The organism is Gracilibacillus alcaliphilus (assembly GCF_016909015.1).
GTDB lineage: Bacteria > Bacillota > Bacilli > Bacillales > Amphibacillaceae > Gracilibacillus > Gracilibacillus alcaliphilus.
The window spans coordinates 88,851-115,150 of the sequence record NZ_JAFBFA010000003.1; the positions used below are offsets into that span (position 1 = coordinate 88,851).

A 26,300-nucleotide genomic window follows, 5' to 3' on the forward strand; every position below is an offset into this window, starting at 1 on the left:
AGCTAAAGAGGTGTTTATTTTGAAAATAATACTTTTAGATTTAGATTCAACCAGTCCCTCACATTTAGGATGTTACGGCTACCATCGCAATACTTCTCCCAATATTGATAAAATTGCACAAACTGGAATCAAGTTTACTAACTATTATACTTCGGATGCCCCTTGCTTTCCTTCCAGAACTGCCTTAATGACGGGACAATTCGGCATCCATAACGGTGTAGTAGGACATGGAGGCACAGCAGCAGATGTAAGACATGAAGGAGTAGAACGCGGATTTAAGGATAGATTAGCTACGGAGAGTTTTCCAGCTTTATTTCGATCCACAGGAATGAAGACAGTGTTAATCAGTCCATTTGCTGAGCGACACTCTTCTTACACATTTTATGCTGGATTCAACGAAATGTATAATACGGGAAAAAGTGGTATGGAGTCTGCGGAAGAAGTCACCCCTGTGGTATTAGATTGGCTTAAGAGAAATAAAGAGCAAGATGACTGGTTCTTGTATGTGAATTATTGGGATCCGCACACTCCCTACCGTGCTCCAGCTTCATTTGGCAACCCTTTTGAACATGAGCCGCTCCCCTTCTGGATTTCGGAAGAAGTATTGGCAAAACATAAAGAAAAGGTTGGACCTCATAGTGTACATGAAATCAATATGTTTAACAATGAAACGGATGAGAATTATAAAAGATATCCCGGCGAAATCCAAGATTTAGATGATATGCGGACTATGATAGATGGTTATGACTGTGGAATCAAACATATGGATAATCATATCGGCATGCTTTTACGAGAATTAGAAGAGCAAGGCGTGATGGATGAAGTTATATTTATCATAACAGCTGATCATGGGGAAAATATGGGCGAATTAGGCATATATGGAGAGCATGGTACTGCAGATCAAGGCACATGTAATATTCCTATGATTATCCGCTGGCCTGGCTACACGGAGGGGCAAACAGACGATGAGCTTCATTATCACTTGGACTTACTGCCAACTATGGCAGAAATGTTAGAACAAGAACCTTCTGATAATTGGGATGGTAAAAGTTTTGCTCCTTCGATAAAAGAAGGAACCAAAAATGGCCGTGAATTTCTTGTCATCTCCCAATGTGCTCATGTTTGTCAAAGAAGTGTACGGTTTGACGATTGGTTATATATTAGAACGTATCATGATGGCTATCATTTATTTGATAGAGAAATGCTGTTTCATATAAAAGATGATCCACATGAACAACATAATATTGCTTCGCAACATAAAGATATTTGCAAAGAAGCTGTCTATTTTTTAAATGAGTGGCACGATCATATGATGGATTCCATGTCATTTGACATAGACCCACTTTGGACTGTTATGAAAGAAGGCGGACCTTTCCACGCAAAAGGCGCCTTAAAAGATTATGTGGACAGATTAGCAAAGACCGGACGAGCACATGCAATTCCTGAGTTAAAACGACGCCACCCAGCTGAATTTATATAATGCCGCCTATAACGACTTGATCACATATACGATTGGATCAAGTCGTTTCTTTTATAGATGTAGATTACTAAAATACAGATCCTCGACTCTAGTAAAGAATGTTTAAAAAGGCCGCCTGAAAATGACATGGAAATGTCGGTGTTGCTGATAGAGGAACTTCTGCTAAGATTGTCTAAATGGTATGTACAACCAGAAAACAACACACCCTGTGCAAGTCCATTACTCCAAACTATGTCACCTTGAACTTTTGAACACGCTTTAATATAGCAAATTTTTTTCTACACATATTAGAAATGGACTATTTCTACTTTTCTCATATTTGAATTAACATGAATAGTGCCACCAATTGGCAGGGTAACGGATGGCTGTGTATGGCCAAAATCCATATCATAAAGAACCGGGATTTTCTTCAACTGAGGGTGCTTATCTAAAATAAAATACAACTGTTCCTCTGTCATACGAGACACTTTTTGAAACCTGCCAATTAATAACCCTTTTATTCCGTTTGCAGCCTGCAGCAGAGAAGCTAAATCTCGGGCAAAAGTTTCCGGATTTGTTAATTCATCATCTTCAATAAATAAAATAGATTCTGTTATATTTGGAAAATATGGTGTGCCTTGTAATAGATTCAAAGTGCAAAGATTACCTCCATATAAAGATCCTGTAGTCTCTCCAGCCGAATAAACTTTCCATTCCGTTTCTTCATATACACGATTTTCTTGATCTAAAAACCACAAATCATCGCTCCAATGTGTGGATGGGCACACTTGATAAGATTCTTCATTCATCAAACATTTTATGAAGTAATTTGTTTGATAATCTTGCAATCCTGTCATTTGAAAACTTGAAAAATGCGGTCCAGAATATGTAATCAATTGACATTTCGCACTAATAGCGTTAGCTAGTGCAGTAATATCACTATATCCACATAAGATTTTAGGATTCTCCGTTAACAGCTGGTAATTAATATAAGGCAATAACTCGTTACAGTTAAATCCACCTATAACGGTTAACACTGCTTTTACTTGTTGGTCTGAAAAAGCTTCATGCAAATCTTCAATACGTTGTTTAATGGAAGAAGACTGCTGTAAATCACTAATACCGGTATTTTTACCAAAGCTGACATTAAATCCTATATTTTCTAGCCGTTGTTTCGCTAATTGAATCCCTTCGTCAGATAATATCTTTATGCTGCGACTAGGTGCTATCACTCGAATTTCATCACCCTGTGTTAATTTTGCCGGTCTCTTCATCTAGTCTCCTCCTTAGATTCACTGTAAATCGTATTGCAGACAATTAGTGCCCTTGCAGAATAATTCATTTGTGCTAAGAATACAAAAGCAATTTCACAAGCCAGAAATTCACCTAGCTTTTTGCGCTATTTATTCGGTTCAAGCAAACAAATGCGCTCAGCCTCGTTCTGCTAAACCCATCTCTTTCAAGATATTTTCAAATTCATGTTTCAAGATACTCATTCTTAGGCGATCTACGTATTCCCCATCTCTATAGCGATCCTGCCTGAGAATTCCTTCATCGACATATCCTGTTCTTTGATAGGACTTTATTGCCTGCTCATTATCCACTTCGACTCTTAACCAAATTTTATTAAGAGCTAATGTCGTAAATCCATATTCTAACATGGCCATCATAGCAGATTGTCCGTAGCCTTTTCCCCAATGGTTTCTGTCACCTATTGCTATTCCTAGTTCAGCATGTTTATTAAATGTATCGATATTTTTTAAATCGACCCAGCCAATATGAGTACCATCTTCTGTTATAATTGCCTTTTGTTCATATCCATTAGTTTTGTTGATACACATTTCTATCCATTTGGCTGTTTCTTCCTTGGTAAACGGCGGATAGGTGTCCGGCAAATTCAAATGTTTAGTGACTTCCTTATCCAAAGACCATCGATAACGATCTTCTACATCTTCCATACGAAGCTCTCTTAAGGTAACGATAGGTAATGCTTTGATATCCATCCCTCCTTATCACTCTATTATCCAAAAGTCATTGTACTACTTGAATCCGAGATCTTTATACAAACAAACATGTTTTCACCATTATATCATCTGCTGCAATACAACAAGTTTCGCTAAATCAAATCTAGCTCCAGATCTACTACGAAACGTTAATTAAGATAAAGCAAGCCTTATCGGGGGTTTAGCCATCGTTCACCTTCTTTTGAATCCCTCAAGTGTGGACGATTGGATCAGGATAAATATAGCTCAACATAATCTATTTTTCAGTACAAAAAAAGATTTCCGTATGCCATTACTGATACGGAAATCTTTTCTAACGGTTCAAGTTCAACAAAGCTCAGAGCAAAGCTGTTTATGAATCAACCGTTCCTGATAAAAATTCTTGGAGTGCCTGTTTATTTTGTTCGATATCAACTTCCAGTACGGCCCCAACATCTGTCCGAGCATTTTGATAGGAGTTCTCCACTGGGATCCTCAATGTTTCCATCGGATGCTCACTTCCAGCAATTAAACCTTTACCGATAGAAAGAATCGTTTTATTATCTACATTCGTATCAATGTATGGATCAGCAACACCTAACAGTTTTGGCAGCTTCATAAAACTATGAATACTTATCGCTTCATCTTTCAACTTAGTCATTACTTCTTGCTGCCGTCTTACTCTTCCAAAGTCGCTTTCTTCATCTTTGCGAAAGCGCACATAACCAAGGAGTTCCTCACCGTGAAGTACTTGTTTACCTGGATGGAGTGTCATCCCTATCCCTTCTGACATCTGATGTGGTATATCCACTTCGATACCATCAGGAGCAATAATATCCGCGATCTTTATGAAACCATCGAAGTCAACAACAGCATAATAATTTATGTCGATGTCAAAATTGTGCTTTAGTGTTTGTCTGAGCAATTCTGGGCCCTCAAATGCAAAAGCGGCATTGATCTTTTGCATCCCATGGTCAGGTATTTCCACATATGTATCGCGCATAATGGAAGCAATTTTTATATCGTGGGTTTGCTGATTATAGTGAGCAATCATGATTGTATCTGAAAGACCTCGCTCATCTCCCCGTGTATCACTGCCAATCATTAAGATATTTATTTCTCCAAATTGTGGTTCAGCGCCATGAAAAGGATCGAAAGTTGTACCATCATCTTTATATCGCCCTTCTTCTGCTTCTGATAATCCTTGATAATATTGCGTTACGGTATAGACTCCAACTGCAGTAGCGCATGCGAAAATGAATAACAAAAGAAATATCCATTTACGTTTTTTGGGTTTTCTTTCATGTCTTTTCATCTGTCATACTCCTTATGTTTTCTTTAATTAGAAAGTGATTTTAAAGCAATTTTTACTGCAATTGCATCATCCACATATCCAATCGGAAATATATAGTCTGGAACAACGTCTACGGGAATAATAAAATACAGCAGGGCACTTCCTATTATGGCAAGTTGGCTTGGCGTTCTCTTACATTGCATAAATTGCACATAGAAATCCTTTAATTGATTAATAAATGGTCCGATGCTGCCTACTTCATCAAGCTTCTTCTTAAATTGATGATGAATGGTTTGTTTTCCATCTTCTGTTTGAACATATTGTTTATATCGATCTAATTGTTGGTGAACTGCCTCTTTACTAAAATGATCGTAATAAAGATCAGCGGATTTTAATGTTTGATCGATCTCTTTCATCGATGTATAGATATCTAAAGATTCTTGAGAATCTGTTGAATAGCCAGCAGCATGCATAAGCTCCGTGATTGGTACATCCAGACAGACAGCAAATTTGTTAAGGTGTTGGATATTTACCTTACGCTTTCCATTGATAATCCGTGAAATGGTCGCTTTATCGATGCCAGTTTGCTCACTGCATTTTCTAATTGATATTGCACGAGTATGTAATAACTCTTTTAACCTATTACCAAAGTTGTCAGCAGGCATATCTCTTATCCTCTCATAATTTATGGTCAGATTAGTTCGTTTGTCAAAATAACCCACTACCAAGATTTTTGCCTTTACATGTTAGACATTATCGTTAGGTTATATTAGACAATATAAATAAGTGTTGACAAAATGTCAACACTTAAAAAATAATCAGGTGAAATTTATTGGGATATTAGCACTTCTGTAAATAAGCTAAGCCCGTTTTGCGAGCAGCCAAATATAAACGATACCCGTAAGAAAAAAGGCCAGCCACAAGTTTAATTGTATTCCAAAAGATAAAACAATTGTACCTATTCCAACCCCCAACATAAATATCCCTACCCCGAGCAATAATGTAAAAAAGGTATGTAGTGCCTCTTTATCTTTTTTAAAAATAGCTAAATAAAGATTGTTCATCAAATTTTTTGTGTTTCCTGTCATAATACCGTTATTTATACTTGTCGATTTAATTTTACGAAATACTGTCAGCTCATATCCTGCAAGTAACCCCAACAAAAATCCGATAACAGAAGCTCCTACAAGCTGTTGGATGATCGCAATAATAAACAGAAAGATCACCTGAAGAAGAAGATAGCTGCGATACTTTCTCCAGCCGTATTCTTTAAAACGTTCAATCACTCCTTGGGCCATAAATGCTCCAACAGAAAAACCAACAAAGGATGCTAGATGAACAAAAGCTTCTATAGGATTTCCTTCAAACAACTTGGCGGCCAAGACAACCATGTTTCCCGTTTGCGCACTAGCAAACAAGCCATCTTGTGTAATAAAAGTAAAAGCATCAATAAATCCCATCAGAAAAATAGAAAAAATAGTTAAGATCGTAAGAATTTTATTTTGATTGATTTCAGACTGCATCATAATCACTCCCTCCTGCCACGATTTGAAATAATAGACCTGCATGCCATTTTGATTCTATACTCACAATTAGAACGATGCAATAATTAGATGATCTTCCTTTTATGAACAAATGTGCAGCAATTATTAAATAGACGTTATTTAGTTTACAATATCGGGTATTATTCTTTATACTTAAGTGTCAAAAAACAAAATTGATGAAGCTTTATACGATTAACTATCACTTTAGATACACTCACAACCATGTCAAAATGAAAGTCATCGTTTATGCGCATGTTTAAGTCTTTTGCCAAAAGCATATCGATCATAAAAAATAATGATTTCTTACGGTTAAGGTTCTCACATGTCAAATACACTTTACTGTCGTATAATGATCATAAAAGTAGTTTTCCCGTCTTTTTAGGATCCTTTCACCGACTACCATTATACTAGATTTGGGAAGGTACTTCTTTTTTTAAACACTTGGGACTCAAGAACTTTGATTTATGAAATGCATTCCCATAAAATAACTTAAAAAAGTCAAACGGGAGGTACAATCAGATGCTCAAAAATTTCAAAGAAAACTTTCAGCGCCACGCTATTCTCCGTGCAGTTATTTTTATATTAATTGGTGCAGCCATTTTTATTAATCCTGAGGGATTTCTGCGCTTTATCGGTTATTTAATTGCTGGGTATCTAACCTTATTAGGTGTGATTAAGATTTACCAAAACCACAAATTAAAACAGCAGACCGGTTCTTATGGTATGGGCTTAGCAGGCGGTATTATCTTAATTATACTAGCCGGCGTTTTCCTTTATTTTGCACCAACGCTGTTCTCAATTTTGCCGTTTTTACTAGGTTTGGCGATTGTCATCAATGGACTAATGCATCTGATTGTAGCCTTGAATATTAAAAGTACAGGCTGGACGATCTTTTGTATCCTGCTTGTGATTGGCGGGGCCGTTCTTGTTTTTAATCCTTTCCAGAGCACACTGATCCTTTTTCAAACCTTTGGTGTTATCCTGGCATGTATCGGAATCTCTGAAATTGTTGGACATTTTCAAAATAGCAGTACGCGCAAGAGCTAAAGTGAAACTTCGTTCAGTGGGTTTTCGACGCTTAGGATATGCTAGTGTAGACGTTGCGACACGACGTCACGAACTTAGTCCGTTTCCTCCTACCCACTGAACGTTAGCTGAACCAATCGGGCGATTACTGGCGTTGTATCTCCCACTTAGAAATGACTGTTCCTTTATGCTTGAAGTGGGAGTCTCACAGCCAGTTACACTGCGATAAATTCCTATTAATAGATTTTCAAAACACATTAGGAGCTGTTGCACAATGGGAGCTACATGGTGCGACAATCTTTTTCTTTGCACCACACAAAAGCAGATGACGAAGGACTTGTTCTTATGCCGGGGTTATCTTATCTTTTTAAACGCTAAGGAGCTGTCTTTTGATCAGTTGCCAAGGCTATTCTATCCTTTTCATGCTATGATTCTATTTGTTGAAGCCATGTTAGAAAGTTAAAAAAAGGATGTCTTATGTAAATACTTTTACCCATCCTTAGAAATAATCAAAATGAACCCTCCAACATACAAAAAAAGCTGTCGCAAAATGCAATATTTACATTTTGCAACAGTCTCTCTGTTCTATCTACCTCTTATTCTTATTATACACATCAAACCCAACGGCGATCAGCAAGACCATCCCTTTTATTGCTTGCTGCCAGTCGATTCCGACACCGATAAGGGACATACCATTATTCATCACACCCATCACCAGGCCGCCAACAATTGCGCCAATTACTGTCCCAACACCGCCAGCCATGGAAGCCCCGCCGATAAATACAGAGGCAATCGCATCCAACTCTAACATATTACCAGCTGCAGGTGTTGCGGAATTAAGCCGGGCGGCAAACATAAGTCCTGCTAAAGCTGCCAATACCCCATTATTGACAAACACCCAGAACACAACACGCTTTGTTTTAATGCCTGATAAATCTGCCGCTTTCTTGTTACCGCCTGTTGCATAAATATGGCGTCCCATCACTGTTTTCTTCATAATAAAGGAGTAGACAATAATCAGGACTAAGACAATAACTAGGACTGTTGGAATCCCTTTGTTCATGGCCAGCTGATAAGCGAACCAGTTAATCGCTAACAGTAACAAGGCAAGCTTGGCAATACTAACCCAAAGAGGGACGACTTCAAACTGGTATTGCACTTGTGTTTTTCTTTTATTAAATTCTAAATAGATAAGCACAAACGATAGAACCAGAGATAAGACAATCGTAAAAATGTGCAGCTCCCCGCCCTGAAAAAGATCCGGCACGAAGCCGCTGCTTAGCTTCTGAAAGGACTCTGGAAAAGGAGCCAGAGATTTACCATCCAGCAGCCATAACGTCAAACCACGGAAAATTAACATACCGGCTAAGGTAACAATAAAAGATGGGATACCTACATAAGCGATCCAAAACCCCTGCCATATACCAATCAGACCCCCGGCCGCTATGGCGATTATTACCGCCAGCCAAACAGGGACATTCATATTAATAATTAATACCCCAGCAATCGCGCCAATAAAGGCAACAACGGAACCAACGGAAAGATCAATATTACCTGTAATAATTACTAGAACCATTCCAATAGCTAAGACTAGAATAAAACCATTTTGCAAAATTAAATTGGTTAAGTTTAGCGGTTTTAGGTTAACACCATCTGTTAACAGAAAGAAAAGTCCAGTAATTAAGATAAGGGCGATAATCATTCCATATTCCCTGATATTATTTCGAAACAACTGAATGAGTACTTGCATTATGCCTCCACCTCGCTTCCTGTCATATAACGCATCACATTCTCCTGATTTGCTTCCTCTTTTGTCAGTTCACCTGTAAAACGCCCCTCATTCATCACATACAATCGATCTGATAAACCTAACACTTCAGGCAATTCAGATGAAATCACCAAGACTGCCATCCCTTGTTGAGCCAGTTCATTAATTTGTGTATAGATTTCAAATTTTGCCCCTACATCCACACCTCTAGTCGGCTCATCTAAGATAAGAATATCTGGCTCAGTAAACATCCATTTACTTAAAACTACTTTTTGCTGATTACCACCACTCAAATTTCCTGCTAGCTGCTCTAATGTTGGTGTTTTGATATTTAGTTTCATTTTTAATGCTTGTGCTTCGACGATTTCCTGATTCTCATCGACAATAGAAGCCCAGGAAATTCGTTTTAAATTGGCGGATGTAATATTACGCTTTATATCCTCGATCAAATTCAATCCATATGTCTTCCGATCTTCTGATACATAGGCGATACCGTGTTCAATTGCCTGAGCAACAGTGTTTACTTCTATCCTTGCGCCGTTCTTATATAGTTCACCGGATATGCGTTTGCCATATGATTTACCGAATATACTCATCGCTAATTCTGTCCGGCCTGCTCCCATAAGACCAGCGATCCCGACAATTTCGCCTTTTCGAAGATAAAAATTAACATCGTCAATCATTTTTCGATCACTTTGCTGTGGATGATAGACCTCCCAATTTCTCACTTCAAATATGGTTTCTTGGATATCCGGATGACGATCAGGAAAACGACTGGTTAATTCGCGTCCCACCATTCCTTTGATAATCCGTTCTTCGGCGATCTTTTCTGTATGGGCATCCAATGTCTCAATGGTTTGCCCATCACGTAATACTGTAATCGAATCAGACACAAAGGAAACCTCATTTAATTTATGGGAGATTAGTATCGATGTGATGCCTTGTTGTTTTAATTCTAATAACAGCTGTAATAAATTCTCGCTATCGGTCTCATTCAAGGCCGCTGTCGGTTCATCTAAAATCAATAATTTAACATTTTTAGACAATGCTTTCGCAATCTCTACTAGCTGTTGTTTTCCTACCCCGATATCCATTACCGCCGTTTCTGGTGAATCATGCAGCCCTACACGCTCTAGCAACTCACGAGATTCGGCATATGTAGCCTGCCAATCAATGATCTGACGCGATTGCCGTTCATTTCCCAAAAAGATATTCTCCGCTATAGAAAGATAAGGGCTTAACGCTAATTCCTGATGAATAATTACAATACCTAACTGTTCACTTTGGTTAATATCTTTAAAATGACATGCTTCCCCTTCGAAATTAATAGTCCCCTCATAGCTGCCTGCTGGATAAACACCGCTCAACACTTTCATTAATGTCGATTTACCTGCTCCATTTTCGCCAACCAAGGCATGAATTTCTCCTTGTTTTACCTTTAAATTGACATTATCCAGTGCTTTCACCCCTGGGAAAGTCTTTGTTATATTGTTCATTTCCAAAATAAATGCTGACACTTTTTTTCACCACCTTCATGGAATGAACTTAGTGGTGATCCATTTATCACCACTAAGTTCTTGCTGTACAGGGAAAAAAGAATAGTTATTCCAGCTCATCCTCTGAATAGTAACCGCTGTCGATTACAATTTCCTGATAATTGTCTATGTCTACAGAGACTGGCTCTACTAAGAATGTCGGCACTACTGTCACCCCATTGTCATAGGATTCAGTATCATTTACTTCTGCTTCTTCTCCTCGTAAGACTGCTTCTGTCATTTCTACGGCACTGGCTGCTAGATCACGTGTATCCTTAAACACGGTTTGCGTCTGCTCACCTGCAATAATGGATTTAATAGAGGCTAGTTCTGCATCCTGCCCTGAAATAATTGGCAATGGCAAGTCATCCGAGCCATAACCTACCCCTTTCAGCGCCTGAATCACACCACGGCTAATCCCATCATATGGAGAAAGTACTGCATCTACTTTTTCATCACCGGAATAAGCACTGCTGAGAATGTTCTCCATTCGTGATTTTGCTGTGTTTCCATCCCAGCGCATCGTTGCCCCTTGTTCAAAATTGGTTTGTCCACTTTGAACGACTAATTTCCCTTCATCTATATATGGTTCTAGCACACTCATCGCACCATCCCAGAAGAAATAAGCATTATTATCATCTGGTGAACCAGCAAACAACTCCATATTAAAAGGTCCTTCCTCGTTAGGCAGATCAAGTGCTTCTTCTAAATACGAGGCCTGTAAAACACCTACTTTAAAATTATCAAAGGTAGCATAATAAGTGACATGCTCACTTTCCATAATCAAGCGGTCATAGGCAATCACCGGAATATCTTGAGCAGCAGCCTCTTCTAATACATTGGTTAAGGCTGTGCCATCAATCGAAGCAATAACGAGTACATCTGCTCCTTTTACAATCATGTTCTCGATCTGTTCCACCTGTGTATCTACATCATCTTCCGCATATTGCAGATCTGTCTCAAATCCTAATGCTTCTAATTGCTCTACCATATTATTCCCGTCATCTACCCAGCGCTGAGAGGATTTAGTCGGCATGGCAACTCCTATCAAAGCATCCTTTGCTACTTCATCCCCCGATCCACCGGATGCATCATCTCCTCCGCATGCTGCCAGCAATAACATGAGACCAACGAATACTGTGATAAAACCAAACTTTTTCATATCAAGACCCCTTTCCTTATTCTGTTTCTATTGCTTGCTTTATAATGTAGCACAATTCATTTTGAAAGCCTTTACAATCTTTTAAACAGTTTTTATAAAAATTTAGTCAAAGACGGGATCAGTTACTTCACGAAAAAAAACGTCTGAATGTATATAACACTCAAACGTTTCGCTGTTATCCTTTCTTAAACTGTTGGTTGTCGCCACGATTGCTTATACTTGCTGTTTAAATTGCTTTGGCGTTACGCCTGTTACTTTTCGAAATGCTGTACTAAAATAATGTTGTGAATCATAGCCTACCTGCTCTGCCACTTCCCTTATATTATAATCTGTTGTTTTCAGCAGCTCCTTTGCTGCCTCCAGTCTCAGCTTAGTGACAATTTGCACATAGGAAATACCTAGTTCTTGTTTAAGCGTTTTACTCAGATACACGACAGAGATATGCAAGTAATCGGCCACACGTTCCAAGGTCAAATCTGGGTCTTGATAGTGCTCTCGTATATATTGCAATGCCTCCTTCACTAAGACAGGTAATTGTACTCGTTGATGGAGGGCTTGCTTTGCTTGATGGTAAGCCGTTGCTGCACTTATCTCTTCGATTACGGTTAACTGCGCTACCAGATGCTGGCCTAACTCTTCTGTGGCTGCTTCCTCTAATTGAGCAGTAAATGACTGAGGCAGCCCTTCCCAGAGAAAAACCGTCACCCATTGTCCTTGTTCCTTGTAGATAGCAGCATGATACGGCTGCAACTTTGTTTCCAGCCATTCACACAGTACTTCATCTGTTACCCTATGCGGATCATGTAGAAGCAGCTGTTGTGCTTTCTCTCCCTCCAGCCATTTAAAAACAAGTAAAGCATGTGGGAAAGCGGCCGGCAAATCAAAGAACTGGAGCTGATACAGCACCTCTGTTTCTGATAGATTACTGGATAACCAATCTTGAAAAAAGCGATTTCGCAACTGCATCCTATTTTTCTCCACTTGAGAGGCAGCTTGCTGGACATATTGATCTGTTGCTTGTTGTTGCTCCAACTGTTTTTGAACAGCTGCCAGAATATTTTCTAATTGTTGCGGATCAACCGGCTTTAACAAATAATCTTCTACCTGCAATCGAATGGCCTCTTGAGCAAAACGAAATTCATCATATCCAGATATGACTACCATCCGGCAATCAGGCAGCTGTTCTTTGATTTTCTTCATAGCTGTCATTCCATCCATAATCGGCATATTCAAGTCAATTAGCGCAATATCGATTTGATATGCCGAGGCTAGTTCCAGTGCCTCTTCACCATCCTCTGCTTCAGCAACGACTTCCATATGATAATCTGCCCAATTGATAACAGATCGAATGCCATCCCTAATCATAAACTCATCATCTGCGATTAATACTTTCCACTTCTGCATCTTGTTCCTCCTCATTCTATGAACGGTCGTCGGGCAATAAAATGGTGACAGTTGTTCCGACATTTTCCTTACTATCAATAGCCATACCATAGCCTTCGCCGTGTGTCAGTTGAATCCGTGCTTGGACATTAAGCATACCGTAACCTTTTTTATTTCTTGTTTCCTCCGGTTTTTCTGTTCGTTGTACAGCTTCTCGTAATGTGGCTCTCATGTCTGTTACTTGCTCTTCTGTCATGCCTTTCCCGTCGTCCTTTATTTGAATTTTTATATCACCTTTTTCTTGCCATGCCTCCATTTCAATGGTACCTGCACCGCGACGTTCTTTAATCCCATGATAAATTGCATTCTCAACAATAGGCTGTAAAATAAACTTTAGTACGGGAACACTTTTGATCGAGTCTTCGACCTGAATACGATATTGTAATTTATCGCGGTATCGTGTCTGCTGTATTTTTAAATAACTATCAATATGATCGATTTCTTCGAATAATGAAATAAAATCATGGCCCTTGCTTAACCCAATTCGAAACAGTTTCGCTAAAGAAGCCACCACTTCTGCCACATCATTGGCCTTATGTTTTCTTGCCATCCATTGAATAGTATCTAATGTGTTATATAAAAAGTGTGGATTAATATTGGCTTGCAGACTGCGAAACTCTGCTTCACGTTTCTGCCTTTCTTGCTGTTCCGTTACATGCATAAGCTGATTGATTTTTTTAACCATTTTATTAAAACTTTTCCCTAACAGACCTACTTCATCTTCCCTTTTCCCCTTATAACGCACCTGGAAGTCCCCATCCTCCGCTTTTCTCATAAACGAAACCAACTGAACCAGCGGCTTGGAGATCGAATAAGAGAGATAGTAAGAAACCGTAATCCCAAACAGCATGATCATAAAAATAAATACAACTAAATAAAAGTTAATTTCTTTCAAACCAAATACTGTTTCTTCAGCAGGAAAAACCGCAATTGTTGTCCAATTAATAAACGGAGACTCTTGATAAATAAATTGAACCTTCTCTTCATTGATTGTTTTGGAAAAAGAACCAGACTGCTGTTCCTCTAACCACTCTAGCGGCACAGTCGAGACGATCGGCTGCTGCGGTTGGAAAATATTCCGTCCTTGTTCATCTATTACCATCAAATAGCCGTTTTTCCCTAATGTAATATCCTGAACTTCTTCTGCAATGACGCGCAGTTTCAAATCAATCATGATTACGCCATGGGTCTTCTCTGTAAAAGGATCCACAACCGACTTGAGTACTGTCACTACATCATCGTTTGTATATTCCACTATAGAGGTAAGACGCCTCCCTTCAGGACGGCCGAAGACGCTGAATATGCCTTCTGCTTCAATGGCGGCTTGATACCAAGCTGTTTCTGTTAAATCTACATCATCAGGAGCATATAATTCGTTGCTGATAAATGCCCCATCGCTATTGACTACCATAATCCCCGCTACTTCCGGCGATACAGTGGTAAATGTCCGCAAAAAACGCTGAATATCATATCTGATATCTGCTGCCTTTGATGTATCTGTCTGATCAAAAAACTCCTCCACATTTTCATTATTGGCAATCATGTACGTGTAGCTCTGCAGATTATTCATATAAAACTCAAACGATTCGTTTACCTTGCCGATTAATTGTAAGGTATTATCGCTGACTTGTTCTTCCATCACCCGTTCAACCGTCCAGCTAATAAATAATGCAAGACAAAAAATAGGCAAAATACTAATGAATAAGAAGTGTGTAATTAACTTATAACGTATCGGCAAGTTATTTATTTGTGTCCATCGCTTCAATTGTATCCATCCATTCTCTGTATACAGCCGTTATTCTATGGCATAATAATCATCCACATTTTCTTCGGTCACAATCTTTATCCCTGTATCAACATATGGAGGTAAGGTGGTTTCACCGTTCACATCACTTACTACATTATGCTGCAAATGAAAGAGAAATTGTAAGGACCAATAACCCATCTCTCTTGTTCCTTGAGCCATTGTTGCTGAGATCACACCTTCCTTAATCAGATCCAGTGTCCCCTTATCCGTATCGAAACTGATAATGTGTAGCTGTCCTGCCTTGTTCTGGTCTATGACTGCTTTTCCAACACCGACCCCGCCATTTGCCTCTGAAGCAAATATACCTTTAAGATTGGGATACTCGCTGAGCAATTCCTCTGAGACCTCTTTTGATATCAGCTGATCCCCACGGCCATCCTTTATTTCAACTACTGTCATTTCAGGATACTTTTTCTCAATGGTCGCATGAAATCCATCTGTTCGTTCTTGATGATTGAGCTGATAAGGATGTGTGATAATTCCCACCTCTCCTTTCTCATCAAGCAACTCTGCCATTTTATGTGCTGCTGTGGCACCTGCTTCAAAATTATCTGTTCCGATAAAGGCATATGCCTTACTGTCAGGCGCATTAGCATCAAACATGACCACCGGAATTCCGGCCTCTACCGCCTTATTAATAGTAGGGTTCATTGCTTCCGGATCCATCGTCGAAATAGCGATACCTGCTGGATTTCTTGCAATTACTTGTTCTAGAGCCATAATCTCTTCATTGATGTCGTACTGTGTTGCCCCACGATATTCAACCGATACATTGAGTACTTCTGCTGCGTCTTCAAACCCCTTTAATGCCCGTTTCCAATAATCTATCCCCGTTTGAAAGGTGATCATCACATAGGTCTCCTCCACGGAACCTTGTAATTCATGATCCTCCCAATCATTACTTGCCGTTTCATTAGTTTGATAGTGATATACATACACAACAAATAACCCAATCAAGATGATATATATAAATAATAGTTTTTTCATCTTGCAACCCCTTTCATTATAAAGCAAAACTGCCATCAGTGAGGTTTTTTGCGCATCCCCACTGATGGGTAGCGAGACTTATCGGGGTGTTAGCGTCCGTTATTACCGCTTAGACTTCTTTGCAATCTCTCCAAGTCTGAAGTGTACGAACGTTTGCACCGAGATAAACTAGTGATGTTCAGCATCACTTGATAGAGTAATGTCACGCTATTATTTCTGGACACTATTACTAGCATGTTATGAATAGAATGTGAATCTTATGATAGAATTGTGAGGAAATCAGGCGCTTATCGAGTTCTATAGGACTAACTGTTCAGCGGGGTATCTTCAACCATCGCTATTATCGTAGCTTGGATGGCAGGAGAATGCAACTTTTCTATCCAGAGATAATTGTGAAGAAAAGGTAGCAATCAGTATAGTACCTTAGTGTAAAACAGATTTAACTTCGTATAGAATAGGCGGCGAATTTTCTACTTTAAAATAGATCTACTTTATTTCAGACCCGGTTATATATTAAAAACATAGAACAAACTTCTGATGCCATTATGTATCAAAAATAGGCTATTTATCATAAAAAAAGTGATCACAAACAACTATCTGTTCATGACCACTTACAAAATCCTTTTTCAGCTACATCATTTATTTTTTTTCATATTAACTATCATTTCTTTTATTGTGTTAATCTCTTCTTTATCCAGTTCAATTATCTCACTATTCTCCATACTAGTGTCCGGTTTTTCTATCAAGACTAACTTAGTGTCCTTAGAGGTAATTGTGTTGTGCCATACCCCTTTTGGTATATTATATACTTTGTTTGATTCCATGTATACACTGCCAAATTTCCATTGATTATTTAACTGTTCACCAGATACTAGCGTACATTCGCCTGATAACAGGACAAATAATTCATCTGTTTCATTATGTTTTTCTAGGTTAGTGAATCCATTGATATCATTTGCTAGTTTCCAATTTTTTATGCCTACCATCCATTGATTATTTTCGTAAACTTTCTTCATTCCCTCATCTTCAAACACATATTGTTTAATCAACATTCATTAGTCCTCCTATACTTTTATCCTTTAACAGACCCTGCGGTCATTCCTTCAATTAACTTCCTCTGCGCAAAAAAGAAGATGATACATACTGGAATAATTGTAATAATGCCCCCAGCCGTTAATAGATCCCATTGAACACCTAGCTGACCGATTAAATTTTTCAAGGTAACTGGTATAGTACGTGTTTCCTCATTAGTAAATAACACAGCAAATGTATATTCATTCCAAGATTGAATAAAAATATAGACACCTGTCGCAATGATAGAGGGCATCAATACAGGTAAAATCACTTTAACAAAAGCCTTCGCACGATTGGCGCCATCAATCATTGCAGCTTCCTCTAAAGAAGAGGGCAAATCTTTTAAATAACCTGTCAACATCCATACAGAAAAAGGGATGGTAAATGTTGCATAAGCAATAACCAACGAAATCGGTGTATATAGTAGATTCAAACTGCGCATTATTGCAAATAATGGAATGAGTAACAACACATTGGGAAACATATTATTCGTAAGAAAGAGTCCCATAAATATCTTCTTTCCCAAAAACTCAAACCTTGTAAATGCATATGCGGCAAGTGTTGATACAGTTAATGTTACAATGGTTGTAATCGTTGCTACTGAAAAACTATTAAACATTGGCAGTAAAAAATTAAATTCACCAAATAATTTTTGATAAGCCGTAAATGTAATATTCTCTGGCCAATATGTAACAACTGAACCATATAACTCACTTTCCGGCTTTATTGAAGTTATAAATGTCCAATAAAAAGGGAAAAGCAAAAATAACATAATCGCTACGAGAGGTAGATACAACAACAATGTTTTTTGAAGTAAGCTTTTTTGCTTCACCATTTATCTCTCCTTAAATGAATTCCTTAAATACGGGATGGCAACAATAGCGAGCATTAACATTAAGAACAATGCCATGCTAGAGGAATAACCTAAATCTAGTACAGTTGCTTTATTGAAAATATAGACACTTAAAGTCTGGGTAGAATAAGAGGGGCCTCCACCCGTCATATTATGAATTATGTCAACTGAATTCGCGACCCAAATAACCCTTAATAGAATCGTGATAAATATAACATTTTTCAAAGAAGGGATAGTAATCCTCCACAATTTCTGTAACCTTGTTGCACCGTCTATATCAGCAGCCTCGTACATTTCTGTAGAAATCGCTTGAAGACCTGCCAATATCATAATGGCGAAAAACGGAATACCTTGCCAAATGATAGTCACAATGACAGAACCGAAAGCTGTAGAAGTTTGTGATAGGAAAATAATAGGTTGATCAATCAAACCCAGCTTCATTAATAAATCATTTAATACACCATAACTGCCATCATAAATCCACTTCCACATTAAACCAATTAATACACCAGGTGTTGCCCATGGAATCAGACTTACAGCTCTTACAACGCCTCTTCCTTTGAATTGCTGGTTTAGTAGCAAAGCTAACAAAAAACCAAAAACAAACTGAAGTCCTACTCCGAAAACAACCCAGATGACTGTGTTCTTCAATGCTTGCCAAAACACTGGATCACTAAACATTTCTGCAAAATTCATAAAGCCAATATATGCAATTTGATCAGGCCGGCGTAAATCATATTGTTGAAAACTCATAAAAATAGCTTCAATTACTGGCAGAAATACCACAAAGGTTACAATCAATAATGCTGGCGCTATCAGTAAATATGGCCATATATTAAATTTTTTTCTAATCAAAAGCTTTCACCTCTGTTTGAAAATGGCAGTTATACAGTATAACTGCCATTTAATTGAATGCGTTTACATTTTGTAAAAATTTCACTTTTCGTTCAATGCTTTTTGTAACGAGTCCATCGCTTCTTCAACCGATTGATCACCTAATAAGGCCGATGAAATCGTATTTGGCCAAGCTACATTAATCCATTCTGTTGTCGTATCCTTAATTGGAACGATTCCTGCATATGGCATACTTTCAATCGATACCCTCATAAAATCATCATCTTGGAAAAAATCTAACTCTTGGACTGTTTTACTAACTGGCACATTTCCAGTTGCTACATTCCAATCCTCTTGTCCTTTCCCGGTTGCTAAATAAGAAACCCATTCAAATGCTGCCTCCTTATGTTCCGTTGATTCGAAAATAACATTATTCGTATCCCCCATTGAAGTCCATTGTCCTTCGCCGCCAGGGAAAGGAAAGGCTGAAACGTCCTCACCAAAAGTCTCTATCATTTCTGCGGCTGATCCAGTATGGTGAATCGTCATTGCAGTTCTGCCAGATTTAAAATTTGCAATAATTTCATTAAATCCATCAGTAGTAGCAGTTGGTGGAACAAACCCGCCACTATACAAATCAACAAAATCTTGCATCCCTTGCTTTGCTTCCTCACTGCTTAAATCTTCAAAATTCCCACCTCGAGCATAAATAAAACTGCCCCATGGTTCGTGACCTCCTGTTGCACCACGCATACCAAAACCATATATATCTGTAGTACCGTCACCATCTGTATCCATTGTTGTCTTTTCAACAGCTTTTAAAAACTCCTCGTATGTTGTTGGCACCTCAATACCTGCTTCTTCAAAAATGGATGGTCGATAATAAACATACAGTATTTGTGTATTCCAAGGCATTACGTAAATACTATCTGTACCACTTGCGTCACGCATTACATCATATAAATTCTCTTCAATATCGTCTTTATCTTCCCAATCATTGATAAACTGATCGAGATTAACCAAAAGATTATTCGCTGTAAATAATGGGGTTGCGGTCAATTTAAAGGCAGCTACATCTGGTCCTCCGCCACCCATTGCAGCAGTAAATAATGTATCACTGTATCCACCGCCATCCCACGGATATTCTTCACCTACTACAGTGATGCCTTTATCATTTGTTTCATTAAACTCTGTAATAATGTCTTGCATAAGTTGGGAATACTCCGAATTATCTGCCCAATACCAATAATTTAATGTAACCTCTCCATCCGAGTCACTTTCATTTGAATTATCCTCATCTGTTGTTGTCCCTTCTGAAGAATTTATTGACGCTGTACATGCCATTAACACCATACTCAATATAAACAAAACTAGTAATGAAGTAATTTTTTTCACTTGTCTCTCTCCCCTTGTATACGCATTTATAAACTATGTGAAATTTTAAGCATACACAGACTTCATAGATATACTTTTCTGACAGGCTGCTATAATCTCCTTACTTGTCAAACCATATTTCTCAAGCAGCGCTTCTGGTGGCCCAGATTCACCAAAGGTATCCTTGGTTCCCACTCGTATCAAAGGAACTGGATAATTCTCAGCCAATACCTCAGCTACAGCTCCGCCTAGACCACCAATAACAGAATGTTCTTCAGCGGTAACAACACAACCAGTCTTCCGGGCAGCTTCAATAATAGCTTCTTGATCAATCGGTTTAATGGTATGCACATTAATTACAGCAGCATGAATACCATCAGCTGCTAATGCTGCAGCAGCTAACATTGCTCTTTCTACCATAATTCCACAAGCAAAAATAGTAACATCTGTTCCTTCTTTCATATTCCTTACTTTACCTAACTGAAATTCCCCAGCATCCTTTGTCAGTTCTGGAACTGGCGTGCGACCTAATCGTAAATATACCGGTCCGTTGTATGAAGCACTTGCTTTTGTTGCTTCATACGCCTCGGCAGCATCTGCAGGGACAATAACCGTCATGTTTGGCATTGCTCTCATCGAAGCAATGTCTTCAAGCGCTTGGTGTGTTGCACCATCCTCACCAGTTGTCAAACCTGCGTGGCTGACAGCTATTTTTACATTTGCCTCGTTATAACAAGCTACTAACCTAATTTGTTCATTTGCCCTTTGGGCGGCGAAAACAGCGTATGTAGTAGCAAATGGTATATATCCTGATAAAGCCAAACCAGCAGCTGTACCTATCATATCCTGTTCTGCTATACCAATTTGAAAGTATCTTTCAGGATATTTCTCTGCAAACCAATGTATCTTTACAGACTCCGCTAGATCAGCACACAATCCCACCACACGCTCATTCTCTGCTCCTAATTCTAATAATGCTTGTCCAAATCCATCCCGTCCTGCTCTTTCTGCCATGTAAAATCCTCCTCCTACCATGTTTAATTAATTTAAAATTAAATCGCTTTCAAAATTACTTTCGCCAATTTCTTTTAGAGCAATTTTCTCTTCTTCTGCTGATGGTGCCTTCCCGTGCCAAATTGGTTCATGTTCCATATAAGACACCCCATTACCAAGAACAGTTTTTGCAATAATGACAGTTGGTCTTTCTTTCGTTTGTTCAAATTGATCAAAGGCAGCTTGTATCTCTTCTATTTTGTGTCCATTTATAGAAATAACATTCCAGCCAAAAGCTTCAAATTTTTCATCAAGAGGTTCAATATTCATTACATCTTCTACACGCCCATCAATTTGAATATTATTCCAATTAATAATCATCGCCAGGTTATCTAATCTATGATGGGCTGATGTCATCATTGCTTCCCATATTTGGCCTTCCTGCAACTCGCCATCACCAACTAAGCAGTAAACCTTCACTGAACTTTCACGTAATTTTTGCGCCATTGCCATGCCATTAGCTACAGAAAGCCCCTGCCCTAATGGACCGGAAGCGGTTTCAATTTCAGGTAAGTCATGTCGGGAAGGATGTCCTTGTAACCGTGAATTAATCTTCCTAAACGTTTTCAATTCTTCGACATCAATGTAACCCTTTCTTGCTAAGGCAGAATACAGTGCTAGACACGTATGCCCATTACTTAATACAAAACGATCTCTATCTTCCCACTGAGGATTTGTAATATCTTGCTTCATGCGATGAAAGTATAATTCTGCGATAATTTCAGCGGCTCCTATCGCTCCACCAGGATGCCCTGAATTCGCAGCAGATAATTGAATAATATCTCTTTTTATACGGGTTGCAATTTGTTTGAGCTCTTCTACATTTGTCATATCTTGATTCCTCCTCTTCAAACTAAGACTTGCAATAAAGTGAAATTTCGTTCAGTATTTTTTTCCACTCCCAACAATCGGGCCGTTACTGGCTGTTAAATCTCCTACTTAGAAATGATGTGAATTGGGAGGCTTACAGCCAGTTACACTGCGCTAAATTTTTTGCTGCTGGCTGCTGCATCCATACCTTCTCAACCAGATATCCCCTATTCTGGATAGAATAGGAGGAGGTACAAATAGTTAACTAAATGATAAGCCTATTTATTTTGATTCCTTATTTGAATCTAAGTAAGCTTCAATTCTTACTCGTACATCTTCAAATTGCTTTTCCATTAAGTCTTGTGCTTGTTGTGTATCCTGTATCACAATTGCCTCATATATTTCACTGTGCAGAGCTGCAGCTTGTTCTAAATTTTCCGAACGATGAAACTCTTTCATTTGTTCAAAAATCTCCCAAAATGAGTTTAGCAGTTGATCCAATAACATATTCTCGATTCTAGAATACAGAATCTTGTGGAAAAGCTGATCTTCCTCTTTAAAAACTTCTCCACGCTTAGCCTTAGCTTCCATCCGATTGATTAAATCTCTCATCATCTGTAAATCTGAAAGTTCTAAAGAGTGAATAGCCAATGGGAGATAACCTTTCTCTAACATGTGACGAATATCTAATAGTTCTAACAATGTTTCAGGTCGAGCCCGTAATAAAATGTTCCATCCTCCTACAATGGAATTACTTACATTTGGAAACCTCACCTCCCTTCCTCTTCCTTGTGTTGCAACAATTATTCCACTAGCTTCAAATTCAGCTAGTAATTCCCTTAATACCGATCTACTTACATCTAATTGTTCTTTAAGCTCTTTTTCAGACGGTAAGGTGTCACCGCTTTTTAAACAATCAACAATAATATTGATAATTTTATTTTTACTAGCAATTTTCTTATCTGTTAAATATTCCATGACTAAGCTCTCCTAATATTTTTATTTGTAGAACAAATATATTATATTGTCAGACAACTTGTCAATAGGTCATATGAATTTTAATATATTTAAACCTTTAAATAATTGGTAGGACATATTTTGTTGCACACTTATCAGCTACTTGTAATTACTAACAGCCCTGCTAAAGTCTATTTCTTTGGACTATTTTCGTATAAATTACTTATTCATACATCTGAATAGTTTTTTATCCATAAAAAAAAAGACAGTACCATTTGTTAGGTATTGCCTTGTCATAAATCCTATTTCATAACTTAATTTTTATATTTAACCCATAATACTATCCATTCTATAACTATTTCTTTGATGAGTTTTCCTTCCATACATTTGGAATGTATTTCAAATATATATTACACTCAAATGCTGCTTCAAAAAAATCAACTGTCAAAATAATTTCTTTTCAACGTTATCTCGGCCAGTGAGGCTGCTGCTGCTCCGTTTCCCCAATCAAATATGGTGAACTCACCGACTTGATTCTTTGAACCGCTATCGGCATGGTTAAAGTTCTCCATATGAAAGCCATAATCCATCTGATTAAAGTGTGGATGTGTTGCTTCATATAGCTTTTTGACTTCCTTATTCTCTGGACAGTACATCATATAGAAAGAAGCCTTCATCGCTAATAATCCACGATATTTATACCTGTCTTTCCCTGTAATCTGATAATAATCCAAATAAGTTAAAGAAAATAAGCTTTGTCTGGCATCATTCCATTCATCATCACTTGTCATCACACCGAACCCTCCGATTGTCGGAACGGTATAGAATGGCGGCTGCCAGATTTGTTGGAACAAGGACATTTCTGCGAGAACTTGCTCTCCATATTCCAAGTAATCGCCTTTATTGGTAGCTTTAAATAAATCTTTCAATGCCTCGGCTGTCCAATATATACCAAAATTACATTGATTATATAACCCGCTTCTGGCATCTTTTTTTCGATATTGTTTGCCACTCCATTCCCTCGAACAAGACCAATAGGTTTCAAAGTCTTCCCATCTTCCCTGAGAAACGATATGCTGCAGCACATATTTACCTGCCTTTTCAGCTGCTTCAATATAGTCTGGATCTGGATCGATTTCATAAAGCAGGCATAACAACATCACATGTACCGAAGTTTCTGGACTTTCTTTTAAATATTCGGAAACATCAAGATCTGTCGGTCTCACCCAAGCAGGAAAATTTCCATCAGAATATTGCAATAACAATAAACGTTCCACATATTTCTTTACATATTGCAGAATGATTTCTTTTCTTTCTATATCTCGATACCATTTCAACAGCCAATAGCACGTCCAAGACGCATCTAATAAATGAACATAATCCTGAAGACTTGGATCAGGCTGTCTGTCAGAAGACATTCGCCAGCTGCCATTTTCCCATTTCTTATCTGCCCCAGCTTCATAGCAGCCTGGAAACAGCCCGTTCATTTGCGGAGCACTTAAGGTGAATTGTAAGCTTTTCTCAGCCTTTTCTATTAAGCTCTCATCCTTCCAATGTCTTCCCCACAATGCATAGCCATAGGTACTTCTTATACTGGAAAACCATGCTTGATTCCAAATACTTTTCTTTTCACGCCAAACTTCTTCTGATCCCTTGCCTGGCTTTTGATTTGCCGTAACAATAAATACGTGTGAGCCGACCCTACTGCCTTTCTGATCAAACTCTTGCCAACAAACAGAAGCCCAATGATGAAAAGACCAGTTATACGTATGTCTGACGTATGGTTCCAAGGCTTGTAAGCTGACTGATGGATTCTCGCCCACTTCTTTGACAAGCGACTCGTTACAAGCAAATTTTTCCCATAAATATTTCTCTAAAGGGCGATAGTCACGTTTACTGCCTGTTTTTCTTTTCTTCCATTGCACGAGATAAAACTGAAAAGTTATTTCATTTCCGACCTTATTTTCTCTTGGTCTGATCCGGTAATAGACATGACCAGTCGCTTCATAATTACTAAGGCCATACATAAAATAATGTCCTTGCTGCACATAGTCCATCACATGCGGGATTACCCTGTTTTCTTTGATATCATGGAGATCTGGCACCAAGGTACACATTCTCTCTGCATTTTCTGCTACGATAGTTGGTGAACGAAACACTCTATCTCCAATCACCATATCAGGTTCCGGTGCTAAATGCGTTTTCCATGTGCATGTATAAGCCTCTGGTATAGGCATAACCAGTTGGATGCCGCTGATACGATCTGTCTCTACTTTCACCTTTATTTTCTCTAGTACCTCTGCTTCTTGTGATTCTTCTTGCTGTATTTCGACCTTGATCTTGGTATGATCTGCTGTATCAACGTATAATCCGTTCCAATCTGCTTGTCTAGTTAAGTCATATAGTGTCCACTTTCCGTGTTCCAACCATTTTATTTTGATATTCTCATGCTTTAACAGACTCATAGATACACTTGCTCCCTTCCAATTATTTATCTAAGTAGCTAGCGGCTTACTTAATACCAGAAGTGGTTACACCTTGAATATAGTATTTTTGTAATAATAGAAAGATAATCATCGTTGGGATGGAGGCGATAGTAGAAGCAGCAAAGACCATTCCCCAAGATGTATATGTTTCTAGTGAATAGGAGGCAATCGCAATTTGAATCACTTGTTTCGCATCGTCACTAATTACAATCAACGCCCAAAGAAACTCATCCCACTTACCAACAAAAGTGATAATTCCTAGTGTAATAATAGCCGGCCAGCTCATGGGCACGGCTACCCTAAAGAAGATAGTCAGCCATGAAGCTCCATCTATCCGGGCTGCTTCAATTAAACTCCTTGGTATATCTGAAAAGAATTGAACCAGTAAAAAGATCCCAAAAGCCCATACAATTTGAGGCACAATCAGAGCTGTATACGTATCTAACCAGCCAAAGTCACGGATAATCATATATTGCGGCACCATAATGGCTTCAAAGGGGATCGCCAACGTGGACAAAAAAATAACAAAAAGAGATCGTTTTAAAGGAAACCGCATCTTAGCAAATGAAAATGCGGCAAAAGAATTGACTAACAGCCCCAAAAATGTTCCTGTCACAGCAATAAATAAAGTGTTGAGCATATACCTGTCTAACGGCCTTTGGTTTTCGGAAAATATATCCCGGTAGTTTTGCAATGTCCAATTCTCCGGAATTAATAAATGATAACCTAATTCAGTGAATTTAAATATTTCCTCTTCCAATCTAAAGGAACTTAACACCATCCAACTGACAGGCAGCAGAACGATAAATGCTATAACGGTCATCAGCATCACTTTTATTACATTCAACATGA

22 protein-coding genes are annotated in these 26,300 nt (G+C 38.4%); 2 read left to right on the forward strand and 20 right to left on the reverse strand.

What is annotated here, in order from left to right; translation table 11 throughout:
- Positions 1-19: 19 nt before the first annotated feature.
- Complete coding sequence (locus JOD18_RS03380) at positions 20-1,480, forward strand: sulfatase family protein (RefSeq protein WP_204667531.1); 1,461 nt, start codon at positions 20-22, stop codon at positions 1,478-1,480.
- Between the two features lie 287 nt (positions 1,481-1,767).
- On the opposite strand, the gene JOD18_RS03385 is transcribed toward JOD18_RS03380, so the two are convergent.
- The 5 genes from JOD18_RS03385 to JOD18_RS03405 all read right to left on the reverse strand — a co-directional run bounded on the left by JOD18_RS03385 (position 1,768) and on the right by JOD18_RS03405 (position 6,261).
- Positions 1,768-2,733, reverse strand: coding sequence for a S66 family peptidase (locus tag JOD18_RS03385; protein ID WP_204667532.1), 966 nt, complete (start codon positions 2,731-2,733; stop codon positions 1,768-1,770).
- A 156-nt stretch (positions 2,734-2,889) separates the two neighbouring features.
- Positions 2,890-3,462, reverse strand: coding sequence for a GNAT family N-acetyltransferase (locus JOD18_RS03390; protein ID WP_204667533.1), 573 nt, complete (start codon positions 3,460-3,462; stop codon positions 2,890-2,892).
- Positions 3,463-3,814: 352 nt separating this feature from the next.
- Complete coding sequence (locus JOD18_RS03395; protein ID WP_204667534.1) at positions 3,815-4,756, reverse strand: LCP family protein; 942 nt, start codon at positions 4,754-4,756, stop codon at positions 3,815-3,817.
- Positions 4,757-4,779: 23 nt separating this feature from the next.
- Entirely contained in the window at positions 4,780-5,400 is a 621-nt protein-coding gene (locus tag JOD18_RS03400) for a helix-turn-helix domain-containing protein (protein ID WP_204667535.1), read from the reverse strand.
- A gap of 195 nt (positions 5,401-5,595) precedes the next feature.
- Positions 5,596-6,261, reverse strand: coding sequence for a YoaK family protein (locus JOD18_RS03405; protein ID WP_204667536.1), 666 nt, complete (start codon positions 6,259-6,261; stop codon positions 5,596-5,598).
- Between the two features lie 537 nt (positions 6,262-6,798).
- Between JOD18_RS03405 and JOD18_RS03410 the strand changes: the two genes are divergently transcribed.
- A complete protein-coding gene (locus tag JOD18_RS03410; RefSeq protein WP_204667537.1) occupies positions 6,799-7,326 on the forward strand; it encodes an HdeD family acid-resistance protein in 528 nt (175 codons plus the stop codon).
- A 568-nt stretch (positions 7,327-7,894) separates the two neighbouring features.
- Here the strand turns inward: JOD18_RS03410 and mmsB are convergent.
- The 15 genes from mmsB to JOD18_RS03485 all read right to left on the reverse strand — a co-directional run bounded on the left by mmsB (position 7,895) and on the right by JOD18_RS03485 (position 26,295).
- The gene (mmsB, locus tag JOD18_RS03415; RefSeq protein WP_204667538.1) at positions 7,895-9,055 is read right to left on the reverse strand and encodes a multiple monosaccharide ABC transporter permease; all 1,161 of its coding nucleotides are present in this window, start codon (positions 9,053-9,055) and stop codon (positions 7,895-7,897) included.
- Positions 9,055-10,590 (reverse strand): multiple monosaccharide ABC transporter ATP-binding protein, encoded by a 1,536-nt coding sequence (mmsA, locus tag JOD18_RS03420; RefSeq protein ID WP_204667539.1) that lies wholly within the window; start codon positions 10,588-10,590, stop codon positions 9,055-9,057. The genes mmsB and mmsA overlap by 1 nt, the downstream gene beginning before the upstream one ends.
- A gap of 85 nt (positions 10,591-10,675) precedes the next feature.
- Positions 10,676-11,770, reverse strand: a complete 1,095-nt coding sequence (chvE, locus tag JOD18_RS03425; protein WP_204667540.1) for a multiple monosaccharide ABC transporter substrate-binding protein — start codon at positions 11,768-11,770, stop codon at positions 10,676-10,678.
- Between the two features lie 213 nt (positions 11,771-11,983).
- The gene (locus tag JOD18_RS03430; protein WP_239587896.1) at positions 11,984-13,174 is read right to left on the reverse strand and encodes a response regulator; all 1,191 of its coding nucleotides are present in this window, start codon (positions 13,172-13,174) and stop codon (positions 11,984-11,986) included.
- Positions 13,175-13,190: 16 nt separating this feature from the next.
- Positions 13,191-14,978 (reverse strand): cache domain-containing sensor histidine kinase, encoded by a 1,788-nt coding sequence (locus JOD18_RS03435; RefSeq protein WP_204667542.1) that lies wholly within the window; start codon positions 14,976-14,978, stop codon positions 13,191-13,193.
- A gap of 30 nt (positions 14,979-15,008) precedes the next feature.
- Positions 15,009-16,007 (reverse strand): substrate-binding domain-containing protein, encoded by a 999-nt coding sequence (locus JOD18_RS03440; RefSeq protein WP_204667543.1) that lies wholly within the window; start codon positions 16,005-16,007, stop codon positions 15,009-15,011.
- 635 nt (positions 16,008-16,642) lie between these two features.
- Positions 16,643-17,059 carry a cupin domain-containing protein gene (locus JOD18_RS03445; RefSeq protein WP_204667544.1) on the reverse strand — a complete coding sequence of 139 codons (417 nt, stop codon included), beginning with the start codon at positions 17,057-17,059 and terminating at the stop codon, positions 16,643-16,645.
- Positions 17,060-17,079: 20 nt separating this feature from the next.
- A complete protein-coding gene (locus tag JOD18_RS03450; protein ID WP_204667545.1) occupies positions 17,080-17,916 on the reverse strand; it encodes a carbohydrate ABC transporter permease in 837 nt (278 codons plus the stop codon).
- The gene (locus JOD18_RS03455; RefSeq protein ID WP_204667546.1) at positions 17,917-18,789 is read right to left on the reverse strand and encodes a carbohydrate ABC transporter permease; all 873 of its coding nucleotides are present in this window, start codon (positions 18,787-18,789) and stop codon (positions 17,917-17,919) included.
- An 81-nt stretch (positions 18,790-18,870) separates the two neighbouring features.
- Positions 18,871-20,163, reverse strand: a complete 1,293-nt coding sequence (locus tag JOD18_RS03460; protein WP_204667547.1) for an extracellular solute-binding protein — start codon at positions 20,161-20,163, stop codon at positions 18,871-18,873.
- Between the two features lie 45 nt (positions 20,164-20,208).
- Complete coding sequence (locus tag JOD18_RS03465) at positions 20,209-21,156, reverse strand: transketolase family protein (RefSeq protein WP_204667548.1); 948 nt, start codon at positions 21,154-21,156, stop codon at positions 20,209-20,211.
- A 27-nt stretch (positions 21,157-21,183) separates the two neighbouring features.
- Positions 21,184-22,026, reverse strand: a complete 843-nt coding sequence (locus JOD18_RS03470) for a transketolase (protein WP_204667549.1) — start codon at positions 22,024-22,026, stop codon at positions 21,184-21,186.
- 261 nt (positions 22,027-22,287) lie between these two features.
- Complete coding sequence (locus JOD18_RS03475; RefSeq protein ID WP_204667550.1) at positions 22,288-22,983, reverse strand: FadR/GntR family transcriptional regulator; 696 nt, start codon at positions 22,981-22,983, stop codon at positions 22,288-22,290.
- Between the two features lie 416 nt (positions 22,984-23,399).
- The gene (locus JOD18_RS03480; RefSeq protein WP_204667551.1) at positions 23,400-25,427 is read right to left on the reverse strand and encodes a hypothetical protein; all 2,028 of its coding nucleotides are present in this window, start codon (positions 25,425-25,427) and stop codon (positions 23,400-23,402) included.
- A 46-nt stretch (positions 25,428-25,473) separates the two neighbouring features.
- On the reverse strand, positions 25,474-26,295 hold the full coding sequence (locus JOD18_RS03485) for a carbohydrate ABC transporter permease (protein ID WP_204667552.1): 822 nt from the start codon (positions 26,293-26,295) through the stop codon (positions 25,474-25,476).
- Positions 26,296-26,300: the final 5 nt, after the last annotated feature.